Source organism: Streptomyces sp. Isolate_45, assembly GCF_024721315.2.
In the GTDB taxonomy this organism is placed as follows: Bacteria; Actinomycetota; Actinomycetes; order Streptomycetales; family Streptomycetaceae; genus Streptomyces.
Map to the genome: position 1 here is coordinate 1 of NZ_JANFAK020000005.1, position 15,975 is coordinate 15,975.

Sequence of the window (15,975 nt, forward strand, 5' to 3'; positions counted from 1 at the left end):
CCCCCCCCCCCCCCCCCCCCCCCCCCCCCCCCCCCCCCCCCCCCCCCCCCCCCCCCCCCCCCCCCCCCCCCATGACGTGCAGTCGAAGCGGGTGTTCGGCTACCAGCGGTACCAGCGGCCGCTACCGCCCTTCGGACGGGCGACGAAACCGACCAGCCACAACACCAGAACAGCGATCGCGACCCACCAAAGGATCTTCACCGCGAAACCGGCACCGAACAGAATCAGAGCGAGCAGAAGAACAAGAAGCAGGGGAACCATAGTTATCAACCTCCAAGGCATCGTGTGCCCGACCACCTCCCCACCATGCACCCGACATTTATCTGTTTCTTATCCGAACCTGCGGGCACGAGCATCCGCTCCGAAGTCGACCGCCGGGCCCGCTCCTCCCCGGAAACCGACCGGCAGGACCAGCGCTCGCCGCGTGATCAGGCCGCACATCGTCACCGATCCACCCCCGACCGCAACCCACCCGACCCGGCACCCGGCACGTCGGCCGCCGACCCCCACACGGCGGCAGGGCGGGCACGCGAAAGCGCGGGCCGCCGCCAAAAGGCAGCGGCGGGTCGCGGTCCACTCCGCCGCGTACCGGCACAGCGCCTCCGACGACGACGGCAACCACTCCGCCGGATCCTGATCCGACTTCTGCCGATTCGAACGAGCGATCACCGCGACGAGGGACGTCTCCTGACCGAGGTCGTTGGCGTACGCCTCCCGCCGAGCCGCCGTCTACGAACTTGCCCCAGCTGGCGGGGAGCGCTATTCGAAGCGTGCGGTATTCCCCCGATGTCGGTACGCCCCACTAGGCGGCGACGTCGGTGTCCGGGAGGGCCGGGGACCCCGGAACGAGCGTCCGTGAAGTGGGGAGTTTCCAGACCTGGGCCAGGACGTCATTCGTGGTGCTGCCGGTTCGCTCTGGCCGTTGGACGGAGAGGGACCGGAAACGTGGGCGAGCGCCAACGGCTCGGGCCTGATGTGCCGGTTGTGCGCCCCGGCCACCGGGGTGAACTCCGGGAGCCGATCAGGCGATGCCCGTAATCCGCCATCCGGGGGTGGGGCTCGGCAGTTCCGAATCGTTTCTCCGCCCGCAGGCTCGGCAGAGCCCTCCGGGCGGAGAGCGCCGGCAGTACCACGGAGCGGGATGACAACGAGCTGACGCCCATGATCATGTAGCGCCGTCCGGACCACGCCGGTCCGGACGCAACGCGACAGGATCGGTTGGACCAGATGAAGCGTTTCGTTCCGTCGAAGAAGACCCTCGGGGTCGCCGTGGCGGCCCTCGCGCTCGGCGCCGGCTGCGCCTTCAGCGCGCCCGTCGCCGCCCAGCAGCCGACCCAGCACACGGCCATTGACCTCTACGCCATGACGATCACGTTCAGCGATCTCACCGGAGCGAACTACACGGGCCACGGCGTCGTCCACGACATTCGAGGAGAGAGCCCCGTCGTCGTCGGAGACGCCTACCGCCGCTGCGAGGACACGGCCTTCGTCTCCACCGAGACCTGGTGCACGCTCCACATCCGCTTCGGCACCGACAAGGAGGCGAGCACCGTTGACCTGTCGGAGGTCATGAAGACGCCCGAGACCTACCCCTCCGAGGAGTGGATGGCGACGATCACCGCGGGCTCCTACACCCACGAGGGCCTCACCGGCCAGGTTCCGGCCAAGGCTCTGAGCCGTAACGTCGTCCAGTACGTCGGCGCGTACTGATCGTCACCCAACCACGATCACCCACCCTCATAGTGGGGGACGCGCAGACGCCCGTGTCCCCCACCCCGGGGGCCTGTCCCACTCGACCGGCAACGATCCGCTCAACGCTTCTACACGGCGGCCTCGTAGACGACGGTGGTGGTGGAGCAGTCCTCGGCGAGTCCGAGGAGAGCCTGCCGCTCGGACTCGCCGACGGCCATGTCCCAGCGCAACTTCGTGCCGACCAGGTCGCGGCGTACGTGCAGTGGTAGGAGCCGTCCGAGGGCAGCCACTCGGCAGGGTCCTTGTCGCTCTTGGAGCGGTTGGTGGCGGCGGAGACCGCGATCAGAGTGTCCGGGCTGCTCTGGTCGTTCGCGTACGCCTCCCGCCGCGCCGTACGCCACGGGGTGGGTTAGCTGGCGGGGAGCGCTATTCGAAGCGCGCGGTATTCGCCAGACATCTTTTATGTCCAAGGCGGCCACGGGCACAACGCCCGCGTGGAGCTCCCCTGCAGCACCTACGCTCTGCACCGAGATCCGCGCTGGTTCCCCGACCCTGAGCGGTTCTAACTCGACCGCTGGCCGCCCGACCGCGCACGCTCCGCGCCAAGGGCCCCTGGCCTTCACCGAGATCGTCCTCGCCCTCGCGGTCATCTGCCGCCGCTGGAGCCCTCTGCCGGTTCCGGGTATCCGGGTGAGCGAGGTCGCCCGGGGAGATGCCACGCCAGCCGGCTCTCCATGGCCGTGGAACCCCGGAGCATCCGGACCGGCAGCCCGGCCGCCCAACAGGTGTGACCTTCGGGATCCGGTGGCGTTGATCATGCGATTGGATCCCACCCCTATCGGAGGTACCGGAATGCGCATCCATCGCGCACGCGGGCTCACTCTGGCCGCCGGCTCGTTCGTCGCCTTGGCTCTGTCCCTGCCCGGCGGAACCGCCGCGGGGCAGGGACAGCCCGACACCTTCTATGTCCAGGGCGGCCACGGGCACGAGGCCTGCCCCGACGGCTACCTGTGCGTCTACGACGACGTCCAGTGGAATACCACAGGAGGGCTCCCCGGCAAGGAGCCCGTGACTCCCAGCGGCGGATCCATGTGGGCCACCAAGGTCAGCGACCCTCACCTCAACCACATGAGCGACCGCGCTTCCTCCCTCGTCAACAACACCGGCCGCCGGGTCACGATCTACCAGGACCGCAGGTACAGCGGCCACAGCTTCACCACCACGGCCCGCCGACGCACCCTGTACACCACCCTCCGCCAGGCCCCGTACGGCAAGGGCGACCAGATTCCCTACGGGCCGGAGGCCGGCTTCAACTGGAACGACCAGATCACCTCCGTGAAGATCAACTGATCCTCACGAGCCGCCAACGGACGTGGCGGGTGAGGCCGGCAAGCCTTCGGGCGGTCGCGGTGGTTCAGGCGGGGACGGCGAAGGCCTGCTGGGGTTGGCCGGTGGTGTGGTAGGCGGTGACGGCGGTGAGGATCTCGTCCTCGGTGATCAGTCCTGTGGTGTCGGTGTGGTGCTCGGCGGCGACACGGCGGGCCTGCTCCGGTTCCGCGCCGAGCGTGACCAACATCAGGTCGACCGCGTTGACGGTGACTCGGCGGTCGCCGTCGTGGTCGGCGGCCGTGAACACCGCCCGGTGCCAGGGCAGGGCGATCCGGGTGAACGCTTCCGGGTCCTGGTGCAGGCCGGCCAGGGCGGCGCCGACGAACTCCCCGCGGGTGATGCGGCCGTCGAGGTCCCTGTCGGCGAGGCCGGCCATGCCCTCCCAGTACCGGTCGGCCGCCTCCCGCAGAGCGACCTGGCCCGCGCCGTCGGCGACGTCGAAGGCGAGAGCGACCCGCTCGGCCATGAGCTGGAAGTCCCGGCGGGTGACGTGTCCGTCACCGTCCTGGTCGAAGGTGTGGAAGCGGGCCGCCATCTTGGCGGCGTAGTCGTCGAGCTCACTCACGGGGAAACCTCGCAGGTCGTCACAGCGGGAAGAACGCCGAGACTAGGTGGGCCACGAAGGCCTCGACACCGCCGCACATGTGCGCCCGTGCGCCGCCGCCGCGCCCCGCCGGGCTCCCGAACGCTGTTCGAGGATGAAGCCTGCCCGCCCGCCTCATGCGGCCGGATGCTCCGTCGCCTGCCCGAAGGGATGACCGTGATCACCCTGACCGAGACACTCGCCGTCCGCACCGTGCCCGGATTCCTCGACCCGAAAGAGATCACCGAGCTCACCGCGCTCCTTGACGATCATCTCGCGGCCATCAGCTGGCGTCCCGCCTACGTGGGCGAGGAACTCGACGACCTTCCCGCCCGCGTGCACGAGTTCCTCGACCGTGCGGTCGCCCGGCACCTGCCGGAGATCCGCAAGGTGTTCCCCTCGGCTGTGGGGGCCTCGCCGTGGCAGTTCATCGAGTTCGGGCCGGGCGAGGGCGCGGTCCGCCACCTCGACGGCATCGGGCCCGACCCGCTGGCCCACCCGCGGCATGTCGCCCGCATCGGCGTGACCGTCGAAGACGCCACCGCCGGAGGCGAGTTCTTCATCGAGACCGGCCCCGGCGAAGCCGTATGGGACACACGGCTCGACGCCGGACCCCACACCGGCTACGCGCCGGGCATGCGGTTCACCCGCATCGCACCCCACGACAAGATCTCCCGCGGCGAGCAGGACACGTCCTGGATCCACACCGTCACCGGCAGCCCCACCGTCCTGCCCGCCGACACCGGCACCGCCACCGTCTACGGCGCCCAACTCATCCACGGCATCAACCCCGTCCACCAGGGGCGCTGCCGCAAATTCATCACCGGACTCACATCAGGCCGGTGACCGATTACCGCTCGCCCTGGCGGAACGGCGACCGCGGCCGGCGGGCCTGTCCTCGGGTGGACAGGACAGGGCCGGGAGACCTGTCGGTGGGGGTCAGGACTGGCCTTGCTGCATCATGTTGCGCGCCTGCGCCTGTCCTTCGGCAGGTGCCCCTTCCTCCGTGGCGTCGTGGGCGTCCTCGTCACCGGCGACGGCGGTGATGACGAGTTCGGGCTCGTCGGCGTAGAGGTCCTTCTCGGTCATGGCGAATCCTCCTCATGCGGCGGCAGGGCGCCGGCCGCCCGCCGATGATGTCACTACGCAAGGTGGCGAGCCGACAGCGGAGGGTCGCCGCCGACGGTGTCCATGCCCCCTAAGCCCGATCTTCGACGAGAAGCCGACGGATGTTGGGGAGCGCGGCTCGGGGACAGCCGTCGGTGCCCGCTCTCCGCCGAAGCGCCCTCAAGGGGTCGGTGGGTTCTCCGCAGGCGGGACTGGGTTCACGCCGGATACGGTCGGTGCCACGTCCACGGTGGCGCCCGAACGCGGTCGGGCGTGCAAAGGAGCACTCGCCCACGGCCGGAGCCCGCGTTACCGGCCCTGGGTCGCCGGCCGACCGACGCCCCCGGCGCCGGGCCCTCGCAACGACGGTTCGGCTGGGGGCCCGCCGGATTCGCAAGCCCCCGCGGTCGTGTCCCGGGCCCGGGGCGGAGGCGCGGCGGCCCTGCCGAGCTACTTGCCGACGGCGTAGACGATGTCCTGTTCCAGGTACTTGTCCTGGACGGTCTCGGCGTAGGTGGCGAGGTTGGTGGAGAGCACCGCCCTGGCCCGTGCCTGGACAGGAGCGGGTGCGTCCGTCAGCTGCCCGAGCGCGGTGGCCAGGTCGCGGGACAGGACGGTGATCGTCTCGATCAGGGCATCGTGGTCCGGAGTTCTCATGAGGTTCCTTCACTGCGTGGGCAGGGATCTCGCACCGCGTGGATGCCGGGTTCAGGCCTGGTCCGCCGTCACATCCAGCTGGGCCGTCCTGCTGTCTTCGTTGGCGGTGAAGTCGACCTCGATGGGAATGACGTCGCCGGGCCGGGGCACGCCCAAGGTGCCGGTGCCCGCCGACAGCCGTCCACTGTCAAGGTTCTCCTGCTCGACGTCCGCCGTGAGGGTGGCGACACGGTCCCTGAGGGCGGCTTCGTCGACGGCGTCGGCGTGCGCCAAGCCGGCGGAGAGCAGGACGGTGCCCACGACGAGTGCCGCCTGTGCGGTTTTCTTGATCATGTAAAGATCAACGACAACAGGCTCCGCCGGTCACCGTGCCGGACGCGGTCCGGTCGGTCCGTCAGGCCATCCGGGATCAGCGGCGTCGCGGTCGTGGGCCGACGGCCGCCCGCCAGAGTCGGTGCTCGAAGGGCGGATCCGGCATCGCCGGTGTGCCCGATGTGCTCCACGACGAGCGTTCCGTCGTATGCGGTGCTTCAGTCGAAGTTGTAGGTGATGCCGGTCGCCTCGCCGTTGACGACGTTGAACGTGACCCTCTGGCTCTCCATGAGCGCGGTGCCCCGCTCAACCTGACTGGGGACGAAGTTGTAGATCTTGCCGTCGTCACCGGTGATGGTGCCGAAGCCCTTGTCCGAGTTGTACAACGAGATGTTCCCTGCCGGCATCGTTCCTCCGCTGCCACGTGAATCGGTCCGCCGCGCGGTCCGACGCGACGGGCGGCGACCGAAACGGTCGCCTCAGCGGATCGTTCCAGGCCCGCCGGCAGCCCGCCAGGCTCAGCGGGGCGGCCCACCCCAAGGGGTGAATTCCCATACCGGACCAGCAGAGATGCCGCTGCCACCGGGCGAACCGGAGCAGCACACCCCGTACAAGGATCAGCAGCCGGCGGTGAGAGAAGCCGGGGTGTGAAACCCGATCGGACTCTTCGCGAACGCCGGAAACGAGCCTGCCGCATGGGGCATGATCGTCATTCCCGATCATGTCCTGGAAGGGTTCCTGCGTTGATATCGAAGAGTCCGGCGGTGCGCAGAGGCGCTCTGGTCGCGGGTGCGGCGGCCTGTGGCGCGGTGGTACTGGCCGGGTCGCTCACCGGCGTGGCACACGCCGCGGAGCCTGCCGGGACCGGGGTGAGGATCGTCTCCGCGCAGAGCTCCGGGGGCACCCTCGCCTGGTCGGGGAGCTACTCGTGCGCGGGCGGTGTCGCGAACACGGTGACGGTCCACGCCAGTGACGAACTCGGCCACAGCGCAACGGGCCTGGCCGTCATCACCTGCCTGGGCAAGGTCACCGGTGCATCCGTCAGCGGCACCGTCAGCACCGGACTGCTGGGGCTCGGCGGCTCCTGGGGCAACGAGATCACCCTGACGACCACGATGCGCGGCCTGCTCGGCGTCACACTGGCCTCCGACCAGGTCGCCCTGGCCGGCAACCGCCTGAACAAGGCGTCCCTGGAGGGCGTCACCCCCACCCCGAGCGGCCTGACCGTCTCCGGCGGCTTCGACTGCGAGACCCCGGTCGGCACGGTGACGCTCCGCCTTACGGCGGCCGACCGCATCACCGGCCTCCCGCTCGGCACCACCGCCCAGACCCTCTCCTGCCAGGGCAACACGGGCACCCCCGGCTCCGGCACCTGGAGCGCCGCCCTTCCCTCGGCATCGGGCGGCGCATCCGGCGGTACTGCAGGCAGTGACGAGAACCTGAGTTTCAGCATGGAAGGCAGCGTCGCCGTCACCATTGACGGGCAGAACGTGGCGCGCAAGTTCAGCTTCAACGGCCAGATCTGACACGGCGCCGCGCGGTGCTGAGCCGACGGGGTGGCCGCCAGTGCGGACGACTGACTGCGGACTGGGTGTTCGGCTGACATCCGTCATCCACGCCACCGCAACTGGCAAGGGCGCCGCATCGTTGGTTCGCTGACGCGCACGGATTCTGAACGACCCCCACGGGGATCCGTGTACGTCGGTGGGCCCCGGTGCGCCGTTCAGCACCGGGGCCACAGCACGAGCGGAAACTGCCCCGGCTCCGGGGGCTGCCTCGTAGACGACGGTGGGTGGTGGGACAGTCCTCGACGAGTCCGAGGAGAGTCTGCCGATCAACCTCGTCGACGCTACGGGGCGGGGGTGTAGGTGACGGTGTTGCCGCCGCAGCCGGCCGCGATGTCATACAGGCGGTCCTGCTCACTCTCGTCGACGGCGAGCTCCCAGCGGAGCTTGGTCGCGGTCCACTCCGACGCGTACCGGCACAGCGCCTCCGACGCCGGCGGCAGCCACTCGAACGGGTCCTGGTCGGACTTCTGCCGGTTCCGACCGCGCCGTGACCGCGACGAGGCTGCTGGCCTGCTGTTGGTCGTGCGCGTACGCCTCACGCCGCGCCGGCGTCCAGGCGGAAGCGCCCGAGTCCCAGGCCTCGGCCAGGGGCACCATGTGGTCGATGTCCAGCGCGCCCGCCGAGGTCACGGTCTGCTCGTCGTAGTACGACCACCAACTGCCCCCGCTCAGCGTGCGCCGCGGCCCCACCACCGGCGGCTCGACGGCCTCGGCGATCAGAACCTCCCGACGGGTGTCACAGCCGTCGGTGCGGTTCTCGCCCGCGTTCCAGTGCCTGAACGCGTCGCGGTCGTAGCCGTCCCGGGACTCGTCCGCGATCCGCAGCGCGGAAACCACGACACCGATCGGCGAACGGGTCCTCGGTCTCGTCCATGACGTCCTCGGACGCGGCCGCCAAGGCGTCGGCGAAGCGCCTGGTGGACGGCCGCCTCCTTCAGGGCCTGGACGACGCTCTCGCGGTCGGCGGTGCTCCGCGTGATGGCGTCGGCGAGCATTCCCAGCGCGGCGGCCGCCGCCGGGGCCAGGTACGCGAGCTCGCTGTCGACGGCACCCGCCTCTCAGGTCCGCGACCTCTTCCGCTGGCTGTAGACCCGCCCGCCGACCCCGCCCAACCCCCACTAGGGAGACACCGTGTTCATTGGAACCACCGAAGACTCCGCGCCCGCGAGGCTTCGACGCCCGCCTGGCCGCCGACAACCTCTCGGGCGCGGCTGGGCCTGGGCGCGGGCGGCGGGCAGGGGGAGGGGGAATTCAGCTCAGGCGCAGGATGGCTTGGATGGTTTTGCCGTCGGGGTGGGGGGTGATGTCGATGTGTTCGGCCAGTCGCTGGATTAGCGGCCACCCGTATCCGCCGGACCGGGCGGGGTCACGGCCGTGGGAGGACGGTGTGCGCGTACTGGCGTCGCCGACGAGGACGCGCAGGGCGCCGTCGGTGATGTCGGTGTGGAAGAGGGTGATGCCGCCGCCGTGGCGGATCGCGTTGGTGACGAGCTCGGTGGTGACGAGGAGGGCGTCTGCGGCAAGACACTGTCAGGGGGATGCCCGCGCGTTCCAGGATCTCGCCGACGTGACGGCGGGCGGCGGCCGACGTCGTGACGGCCGGCTGGTCGCCGCCCCGAGCGCGGTACGGGCCGAGCGTGCCGTCAGCTGCTGGGGGCGTGCTCATACCCTGATCACCTGCCCTGCCTCCCGTTGTCAAGCCCTCCGGCCCGTTCGGCGGCGGTGTTGGTGATCAGGATGCCATCTCGGCGTCCGGGCATCCTGCGGCAGGCCCCGCATCAGAGGTCGAGGGCCTTCGGGGAGATTTCGGTGCGGGGGCCGTGCCAGTCCAGGCAGAGAACGGTCGCGTCGTCTCTCGGCGGCCGGCTGTCGTAGGCGTCGGTGACCGCTCCGACCAGAGCGCGCACGACCTCACGGGGGTGCTCGGCGGTGGTCTTGCGCAGGAGGCCGGGCAGGTCGACCGTTTCGGCTTCGCGGTCCTGCATGCCGTCGGTGTGGAGCAGGAGGCGATCGCCGGGTTGCAGGTCGAGGTCCTGGACCTGATAGATGCCCGGATGGTCACCGAAGCCGAAAGGCATGTCCACGGCCAGGGCGAGTTCGGTGACGGTGCCGTCGCGCAGTCTCAGCGGCTTGGGATGGCCGGCGTTGACGAGCTGGGTGCCGCTTCCGTCGAGGGCGATGCGCAGCATTTGGCCGGTGACGAAGGTGCGGTGGCCGTGGTCGAGGAGGGCCTGGTGGCTCTGGCGTGCCTGTTCGGCGAGGTCTTGGCCGGCTCGGCGGGCGCCGCGGGATGCGTTGACCAGGAGGGTGGCCATCAGCGAGGCGTGGACGTCGTGGCCCATGGCGTCGGTGATGGACAGGTGCAGAGTGTCGGCATCGAGGCTGTAATCGTAGGTGTCGCCGGCGACGGTGGCCGCCGGGACGAGGGCGCCGGCGAGGGTGAACTGGGGGGCTTCGCACGCGGCGGCGGAGGGCAGGAGCTGGCGCTGGATCTCGGCGGCGACGCTGACCGTGGTGGTGCGGTTGCCCCAGTGGTAGAGGTCGGTGAATCGGCGGTCGGTGACGATGATGTACGCCAGCGCGTGCGCGGCCTCCTCCACCTGCGCCAGGACATCGTCGGTGACGTCGGTGGTGAGGAACAGCTCCAGAACTCCGACGGTGTCGCCGCGGTTCGTCACCGGGGCCAGGACCCGCTGCCCGTCATCGCCGGCCGGGGCCCGCACCAGCTGCTGCGTGCGCAGGACCTCGTCGTAGACGCCGCTGTCGACCAGGGGAATCCGCTCGGCGCGATCGTCCGGATCCGCGCCCAAGGTGTCGTGAACGCGCAGCATGCGCCGGCCAACGATGTCGACGAACAGAAATGACACATATCGGGCACCGAATCGGTCCCGCAGGTTGTGGGCGACGATATTGAGGGAGTCCACCGGCGCGGCCGCCTCCGCCCCGGCCAGCACATCAGCCAACCCGAACCGGTCATCCGTCACAGCAGCCTCCACAGGATCCGCACTTCATAAGAGTCAGCCCGGAAGGTTTCCAGCTTCCCCTCGGACGAAGACGTCCCACCTGGTGTACCCGCCGCTGGACAGCCAAGCCCACCCCATGAACAACGTCACACCACTGCGATGCCGGCATGAGTGCGGCGGCACGGGGCAAAGCCGGGCGAAGTTCCGCTCCGGTCCCGGCGTGAGGGGGCCGGGGCGAGCACTGCGTGCCCGCGAAGGCAGGAGGGCGGGGCCCGCTACAGGGTGCGGGCCTCTTCCACACTGCCGGCCGTCGGGAACAGCGGGCCGGCCTGGGTTATCTCCAGGACCCGGGCCAAGGAACGCGGCAGCGGGCCGGCCAGGACCAGACGGCCGGTGCGTAGCAGGTGGAACATGGTGTTGAGCATGGAGGAGTCGGCGAAGGTGATACGGCTGACGTCCAGGACGATCCGTCGGATTGCCGGGTCGGCGACGGCCGGTGCGTAGGCCTGTCGCAGCGGCTCGAGGGTGTCCTGGTCGAACTCTCCGGAGCACGCGATCACGCGGACGCCGTCACCTTCGTCCGGGAGTGTCAGGACGTCTTGTTCCACGGGCTTTCCTTGATCGGGTACAGGGGTCTGGATGGGCGGGGGATGTGGAAGAGCCCATGCGGGGGTTCTCCACATCGGCTCATGAGGGTGCGTCGGGGTGACTCGGGTCAGGCCGCGGCCCGGGGTCGCGCCGGCGCCGCGGTGGCGACTTGCCGGTGCTCCGCGTTGACGCGCCGTGCTTCCTGGAGCTGGTCCTCGAGGATCACGATCCGGCAGGCCGCCTCGATAGGGGTTCCCCGGTCGACGAGTTGCCGGGCGCGGGCGGCGATGCGCAGCTGGTAGCGGGAGTAACGCCGGTGCCCGCCGGCGGAGCGCAGCGGGGTGATCAGGCGAGCCTCGCCGATCGCGCGCAGGAAGCTCTGGGTGGTGCCGAGCATGTCGGCGGCCCGGCCCATCGTGTAGGCGGGGAAATCGTCGTCGTCGAGACGGTCGAGCATGTCGCCTGCGGTCATTTCACCTCTCTGTGAACCATGCGGAGGGGCCCGGGCGCCTGATGGCACCCGGGCCCCGAAGGAACTGCTACACCATCTACCGGCCCTGGAACTGCGCCGGCCTTCTTGTTCCGCCTACCCGACCGGAATGCTGCCGGGGGTGCGGGGATCGCGGTTGCTCGACCGGAGACCACCTCACAAACGATGTCCTGCGGTACCCGGACTCGCGTGGCGTCCGGGCGATCCTGATGGCGCCTCAACTCCTCCGTTCATCCCTCTGGGATCACTTACTTACCAAACGGGTACTGCTCTTACTGCGGTACTGCAACTGCTGGTACTGCGAACTGCTCGTGGCCTGACCAAGCACCACGCTTCGGCAGCCGGCCCCGTCGCCCATCCTGCATCTGCTCTGGCTTGGAACCCCACTGCCGAACCTCCCGGTCCGGACGCCCACCTTCGACGCCCTGACCGAGGTACTGCGGACTTCTGTTACTGCACCACTGCGGTAATGCTCCCGGTGGCCCCTGACGACTGCGGGCCACCCGGTCCGGTGATCAGTCCCGTCGCCCATCCTGCACAAAACCTGGCTTCGACACTCCACCACCGCACCGCACTGCTGAACTGCAACAACCTTTTCTGTTGCCCGCCAGTTCGTCTCTGCCGGGCCCTTCTTGACTGGGCTACGAGAGAAACCATAACCACACCAGCACCCAATGTCTACTCCGGCCACCATAGGTTTTCGTGTGAGATCCGCTGAGGAAAACGAACGCCACCACGGGCGGGGAACAGCCGGCGGGAGCGGGGCCGGCAGGCGGCAGGGCCCCGCGAAGGAAGGGTGAACACCGCCCGAGCCCTGACCAGGACAGCTCGTTCGAAGTCAGTTCCGGCGGGCCGTGATCCGATGTGCGGGTGCTGTGACGTGGTGACCCGGACGGCTGAATCCGGACAGCAATCCGGGATCGTCATGGAGTGACGGGGCTGCGCCCGCTACCTCCGGGCCAGACTGCTGGCCTACCGCTCGACCACACATGACAGGGGACCCCTACCCTGCACGACCCGAGCGGCCGGGGCGAACTGGACCGCGACGCCTTCGCCGCGCAACTGCTGGCGGCGGCACGAGAGAACGCCCGCTCCTTCCGAGCCTCGCTGAACCGGCTGTGCTGCGCGCTGGTGGACATCGCGGATACCGACGGCGACGACCAGGTGTCCGAGCGCGAGTACCGGGTGCTGCTCTCCGCTGCCTTCGGGCTCACCTCGGAGCGCGACCTGACCGCGGCCTACCGGATGCTGGACCGTGACGGGAGCGGAACGCCGGAGCACAACGAGATCCATGCGGCGGTGCTGGAGTACTTCACCAGCGAATCGCCCGATGCGCCGGGCAATTGGCTGCTGGGCCCGCCGCCCACCTCGTTCACGGCGTGAAGTGTGCCGCATCGGCCGCTCCGGCATCACCGTCGCCCACGCCGGGGAACGGCCGCAGAGGGTAACCTGCGCGGTCGAACGAGGCGTCATGGGGCTGGAGTGCCGCATCGACGTGTTCAACCTCCGGGGTCAGGACCCGCCTGGGCTGTGCCCTCGGGTGACAGCACGGACCGTTGCCCCGCTCGGTTACGGCGATGCGCCCGGAGTCGCATGGGCGCGGAAGAGGCCCGGCGGCGCCCGACCCTGATGACGGACAACCAGACCTGCGAGCCGTCGTTCGCTCGGCCTTAGGTCGGTGGAACGCGGGGGCGCCCTGCCGTGCGCCCCTGCCGAACGGGTGAGGGTCGCCGGATTTCGACCCGGTCCGTGGTGTTTGAACTCGATGCTTGGCAGGTCGGGATGGGTAGACGCACGTGGAGAGTGTCATGGCGAACGGTAGTGTCCTGCTGGCTTTGCGCGAGGACCCCTTGGGTCGGGGTGTCGGCGGTGACCAACTGCGCAGGATCGGCAAGGAGTTGGAGAATCGCGGCCTGGAGGTGCGGTGGGCTCGGACCGTTGAGGCGGCCTGTGCCGCCCTGCGTACGGAGGCGGGCCTGTCGGCCGCGGTCGTCGCCTGGGACCTGCCGTCCGAGACCGGCGAGGACGGCGACGGCCGGGGAGCGGCCGTCTTGCGCCAGATCACCCGCCGTTTCACGGCCCTGCCCGTCTTCGTCGTCATGAGCGAGGAGTCGGACCACGGCCTGGACCGGCTACCCCTGTGGGTGGCGGAGACCGCCGTCGGATACATCTGGCCGCTGGAGGACACGCCGTCCTTCATCGCGGGCCGGGTCTTCAACGCCGCCCGGGAGTACGGCGACTCCGTCCTGCCGCCGTTCTTCAAAGCGCTGCGTCGGTTCGACGACGCCCACGAGTACTCCTGGCACACCCCGGCACACTCGGGCGGCGTGGCCTTCTTGAAGTCGCCCGTGGGTCGGGCCTTCTTCGACTACTACGGTGAGCGGCTCTTCCGCACCGATCTGTCGATCTCGGTGGAGGAACTGGGCTCCCTCTTCGAGCACAGCGGCCCCATCGGGGACGCCGAGCGCAACGCCGCCCGCGTCTTCGGCGCCGACCGTACGTACTTCGTGCTCCACGGCGACTCCACCGCGGACCGCATGGTCGGCCACTACTGCGTCACCGCCGACGAGATCGCCCTCGTGGACCGCAACTGTCACAAGTCGGTGCTGCACGGGCTGGTGATCTCGGGTGCGCGCCCGGTCTACCTCGTCCCGACCCGCAACGGATACGGGCTGGCCGGACCGCTCCCGGCGCGCGAGACGGCGCCCGCCGCGGTCGCCGCCCGGATCGCAGCCCACCCGCTGACGCCTGGCGCGGTATCGCCCCAGGCCCAGTACGCGGTGATCACGAACTCGACGTACGACGGCCTGTGCTACGACACCGTGGAGACGGCGCGCGCCCTGGCTCCCAGTACGCCCCGTCTGCACTTCGACGAGGCGTGGTTCGCCTATGCGCGTTTCCACTCGCTCTACGCGGGCCGTTACGGCATGGCCGTGGGGCCGGACACCTTCGAGGGCGACGAGCGTCCCACGGTCTTCGCGACCCAGTCGACGCACAAGCTGCTGGCCGCCCTGTCGCAGAGCGCCATGGTCCACGTGAAGTCCTCGCCCCGAGCGCCGGTCGAGCACCACCGGTTCAACGAGACGTTCATGATGCACGGCACCACCTCGGCGCTGTACCCGGTGATCGCCTCGCTGGACGTGGCCGCGGCGATGATGGACGGACCGCAGGGCGAGTGGCTGGTGAACGAGGCGGTGACCGAGGCCGTGCGGTTCCGGCAGGCCCTCGTCCGTACCGCACGGCGGATCGCGGAGGCCGGGGACCGACTGCCGTGGTTCTTCGGCGTCTGGCAACCAGACACCGTCACCGACCCGGCCGACGGGACCACCGTCGCCTTCGCAGACGCCTCCCCGGCACTCCTGGCCTCCGACCCCCGCTGCTGGGAGCTCGTCCCGGAGGCGGACTGGCACGGCTTCGAGGGACTCAGCGAGGGCCAGTGCCTGCTGGACCCCATCAAGGTGACGCTGACCTGCCCCGGCGTCAATGCGCGCGGCGAGGCGGACTCCTGGGGCATCCCCGCCCGCATCCTCACCGCGTACCTGGCCGGCCGCGGCATCGTCGTGGAGAAGACCGACACCTACACCACCCTCGTCCTGTTCTCCATGGGCATCACCAAGGGCAAGTGGGGCACCCTGATGGATGCCCTCATGGACTTCAAGGCCCTCCATGACGCCGACACCCCGCTGCGCCAAGTACTGCCGGACCTCGTCGAGCGCTACCCGCAGCGCTACAGCGGCACGACACTGCGCGGTCTGTGCCAGGACATGCACGAACACCTCACCCGGGCGGAACTGATCGACGCCCTGGACACCGCCTTCCAGCAGCTGCCGGAACCCGTCGTCCCGCCCCAGGCGTGCTATCGGCAGCTGATCCGGGGCGGCACGGAACGGCTCCCCCTCGCCCAGGCCGCCGGCAGGGTGGCAGCGGCCATGGTGACCGTGACTCCCCCGGGGATCCCCGTCCTGATGCCCGGAGAAGCGCTCGGCGCACCGGGCGGCCCGGTCCTGCGCTACCTGTCCGCGCTGGAGGCGTTCGACCGGGCCTTCCCCGGATTCCACAGCGAGGCCCACGGTGTCACCATCGATGCCGACACCGGGGACTACCTCATCGAATGCGTACGCCAGGGCACCCGGATGACGTGAGCCTCACGTCGCGTCGTCCTCCGGCCCGGGCAGTTCGAGTAGCGCTCTCCGCCGGCCGGCGGAATCACCAGCCATTGCCAAAACCCATCAACGAGATCCCGGCCTCACACACACGGCCTTGTCCCCCCTCCGGGCGTTCCCGGTGTCCCGGCGGCGCTCGCCAGGAACGTGGTCTACCCGAGGCGTAGTTCGGCCAAGCAGCCCCCGACACCGGCCGGCAACAGCGGCGAGCGGCTCGGGGGCCCCCGACGGACGTCCGGTGGTCGCGGACTCGGCTGCACTGAGTCGATGACGGCACAGTGGGGACTGCCGGAGCGGTGGGCCCCACCGTGGTGCCCGCCTGTCCGACAGGTTCCGGGGGTGCTGTCCGGGCTCGGGACGCGGACACCACGCAAAGGGGGGTGGGTCGGAAGCGGGCGCAAGGGCGGCGGCGGGAAGGAGGCGGCTCGTTGCTCGTCGCGCGGGCCGGGGACGAGGCAACCGG

At 69.9% G+C, this 15,975-nt stretch carries 16 protein-coding genes and 2 pseudogenes; 6 read left to right on the plus strand and 12 right to left on the minus strand.

The window, feature by feature from the left end; genetic code table 11:
• Positions 1-99: 99 nt before the first annotated feature.
• Positions 100-261: a hypothetical protein gene (locus NOD94_RS02925; protein ID WP_053676175.1), complete on the minus strand. Its 162-nt coding sequence runs from the start codon at positions 259-261 to the stop codon at positions 100-102.
• A 300-nt stretch (positions 262-561) separates the two neighbouring features.
• A pseudogene (locus NOD94_RS02930) lies at positions 562-747 on the minus strand (HNH endonuclease); the annotation flags it as partial.
• Between the two features lie 480 nt (positions 748-1,227).
• Here NOD94_RS02930 and NOD94_RS02935 point away from each other — a divergent pair.
• Positions 1,228-1,710: a hypothetical protein gene (locus NOD94_RS02935; protein WP_281204108.1), complete on the plus strand. Its 483-nt coding sequence runs from the start codon at positions 1,228-1,230 to the stop codon at positions 1,708-1,710.
• A 110-nt stretch (positions 1,711-1,820) separates the two neighbouring features.
• On the opposite strand, the gene NOD94_RS41360 is transcribed toward NOD94_RS02935, so the two are convergent.
• Positions 1,821-1,982, minus strand: coding sequence for a hypothetical protein (locus NOD94_RS41360; RefSeq protein WP_348652304.1), 162 nt, complete (start codon positions 1,980-1,982; stop codon positions 1,821-1,823).
• 562 nt (positions 1,983-2,544) lie between these two features.
• Between NOD94_RS41360 and NOD94_RS02945 the strand changes: the two genes are divergently transcribed.
• Positions 2,545-3,042 carry a peptidase inhibitor family I36 protein gene (locus NOD94_RS02945; RefSeq protein ID WP_281204109.1) on the plus strand — a complete coding sequence of 166 codons (498 nt, stop codon included), beginning with the start codon at positions 2,545-2,547 and terminating at the stop codon, positions 3,040-3,042.
• Positions 3,043-3,106: 64 nt separating this feature from the next.
• On the opposite strand, the gene NOD94_RS02950 is transcribed toward NOD94_RS02945, so the two are convergent.
• Positions 3,107-3,646, minus strand: coding sequence for an EF-hand domain-containing protein (locus tag NOD94_RS02950; RefSeq protein WP_281204110.1), 540 nt, complete (start codon positions 3,644-3,646; stop codon positions 3,107-3,109).
• A 195-nt stretch (positions 3,647-3,841) separates the two neighbouring features.
• Between NOD94_RS02950 and NOD94_RS02955 the strand changes: the two genes are divergently transcribed.
• Positions 3,842-4,510: a hypothetical protein gene (locus NOD94_RS02955; RefSeq protein WP_281204111.1), complete on the plus strand. Its 669-nt coding sequence runs from the start codon at positions 3,842-3,844 to the stop codon at positions 4,508-4,510.
• A 93-nt stretch (positions 4,511-4,603) separates the two neighbouring features.
• On the opposite strand, the gene NOD94_RS02960 is transcribed toward NOD94_RS02955, so the two are convergent.
• From NOD94_RS02960 to NOD94_RS02975, 4 genes are all read right to left on the minus strand, one after another.
• On the minus strand, positions 4,604-4,753 hold the full coding sequence (locus tag NOD94_RS02960) for a hypothetical protein (protein ID WP_281204112.1): 150 nt from the start codon (positions 4,751-4,753) through the stop codon (positions 4,604-4,606).
• A gap of 468 nt (positions 4,754-5,221) precedes the next feature.
• Positions 5,222-5,428, minus strand: a complete 207-nt coding sequence (locus NOD94_RS02965) for a hypothetical protein (RefSeq protein WP_281204113.1) — start codon at positions 5,426-5,428, stop codon at positions 5,222-5,224.
• A gap of 51 nt (positions 5,429-5,479) precedes the next feature.
• Positions 5,480-5,761 carry a hypothetical protein gene (locus tag NOD94_RS02970; RefSeq protein ID WP_281204114.1) on the minus strand — a complete coding sequence of 94 codons (282 nt, stop codon included), beginning with the start codon at positions 5,759-5,761 and terminating at the stop codon, positions 5,480-5,482.
• A 197-nt stretch (positions 5,762-5,958) separates the two neighbouring features.
• Entirely contained in the window at positions 5,959-6,147 is a 189-nt protein-coding gene (locus NOD94_RS02975) for a cold shock domain-containing protein (RefSeq protein ID WP_281204115.1), read from the minus strand.
• 357 nt (positions 6,148-6,504) lie between these two features.
• Between NOD94_RS02975 and NOD94_RS02980 the strand changes: the two genes are divergently transcribed.
• Positions 6,505-7,266, plus strand: coding sequence for a hypothetical protein (locus NOD94_RS02980; RefSeq protein ID WP_281204116.1), 762 nt, complete (start codon positions 6,505-6,507; stop codon positions 7,264-7,266).
• A gap of 323 nt (positions 7,267-7,589) precedes the next feature.
• On the opposite strand, the pseudogene NOD94_RS02985 reads toward NOD94_RS02980, so the two are convergent.
• From NOD94_RS02985 to NOD94_RS03000, 4 genes and pseudogenes are all read right to left on the minus strand, one after another.
• A pseudogene (locus tag NOD94_RS02985) lies at positions 7,590-8,154 on the minus strand (HNH endonuclease family protein).
• Positions 8,155-9,086: 932 nt separating this feature from the next.
• On the minus strand, positions 9,087-10,292 hold the full coding sequence (locus NOD94_RS02990; RefSeq protein WP_281204117.1) for a PP2C family protein-serine/threonine phosphatase: 1,206 nt from the start codon (positions 10,290-10,292) through the stop codon (positions 9,087-9,089).
• 254 nt (positions 10,293-10,546) lie between these two features.
• The gene (locus tag NOD94_RS02995) at positions 10,547-10,879 is read right to left on the minus strand and encodes an STAS domain-containing protein (protein WP_281204118.1); all 333 of its coding nucleotides are present in this window, start codon (positions 10,877-10,879) and stop codon (positions 10,547-10,549) included.
• A gap of 107 nt (positions 10,880-10,986) precedes the next feature.
• A complete protein-coding gene (locus NOD94_RS03000; RefSeq protein ID WP_281204119.1) occupies positions 10,987-11,331 on the minus strand; it encodes a MerR family transcriptional regulator in 345 nt (114 codons plus the stop codon).
• Between the two features lie 1,149 nt (positions 11,332-12,480).
• Between NOD94_RS03000 and NOD94_RS03005 the strand changes: the two genes are divergently transcribed.
• Positions 12,481-12,732: a hypothetical protein gene (locus NOD94_RS03005; protein ID WP_281204120.1), complete on the plus strand. Its 252-nt coding sequence runs from the start codon at positions 12,481-12,483 to the stop codon at positions 12,730-12,732.
• Between the two features lie 425 nt (positions 12,733-13,157).
• Positions 13,158-15,491 (plus strand): Orn/Lys/Arg decarboxylase N-terminal domain-containing protein, encoded by a 2,334-nt coding sequence (locus NOD94_RS03010; RefSeq protein WP_281204121.1) that lies wholly within the window; start codon positions 13,158-13,160, stop codon positions 15,489-15,491.
• Positions 15,492-15,975: the final 484 nt, after the last annotated feature.

What these genes read in the sequence shown, in the direction of transcription:
- NOD94_RS02925 (WP_053676175.1), bottom strand. Translation starts at nt 261, where the DNA reads ATGGTTCCCCTGCTTCTTGTTCTTCTGCTCGCTCTGATTCTGTTCGGT.
- NOD94_RS02935 (WP_281204108.1), top strand. Translation starts at nt 1,228, where the DNA reads ATGAAGCGTTTCGTTCCGTCGAAGAAGACCCTCGGGGTCGCCGTGGCG.
- NOD94_RS02945 (WP_281204109.1), top strand. Translation starts at nt 2,545, where the DNA reads ATGCGCATCCATCGCGCACGCGGGCTCACTCTGGCCGCCGGCTCGTTC.
- NOD94_RS02960 (WP_281204112.1), bottom strand. Translation starts at nt 4,753, where the DNA reads ATGACCGAGAAGGACCTCTACGCCGACGAGCCCGAACTCGTCATCACC.
- NOD94_RS02965 (WP_281204113.1), bottom strand. Translation starts at nt 5,428, where the DNA reads ATGAGAACTCCGGACCACGATGCCCTGATCGAGACGATCACCGTCCTG.
- NOD94_RS02970 (WP_281204114.1), bottom strand. Translation starts at nt 5,761, where the DNA reads ATGATCAAGAAAACCGCACAGGCGGCACTCGTCGTGGGCACCGTCCTG.
- NOD94_RS02975 (WP_281204115.1), bottom strand. Translation starts at nt 6,147, where the DNA reads ATGCCGGCAGGGAACATCTCGTTGTACAACTCGGACAAGGGCTTCGGC.
- NOD94_RS03000 (WP_281204119.1), bottom strand. Translation starts at nt 11,331, where the DNA reads ATGACCGCAGGCGACATGCTCGACCGTCTCGACGACGACGATTTCCCC.
- NOD94_RS03010 (WP_281204121.1), top strand. Translation starts at nt 13,158, where the DNA reads ATGGCGAACGGTAGTGTCCTGCTGGCTTTGCGCGAGGACCCCTTGGGT.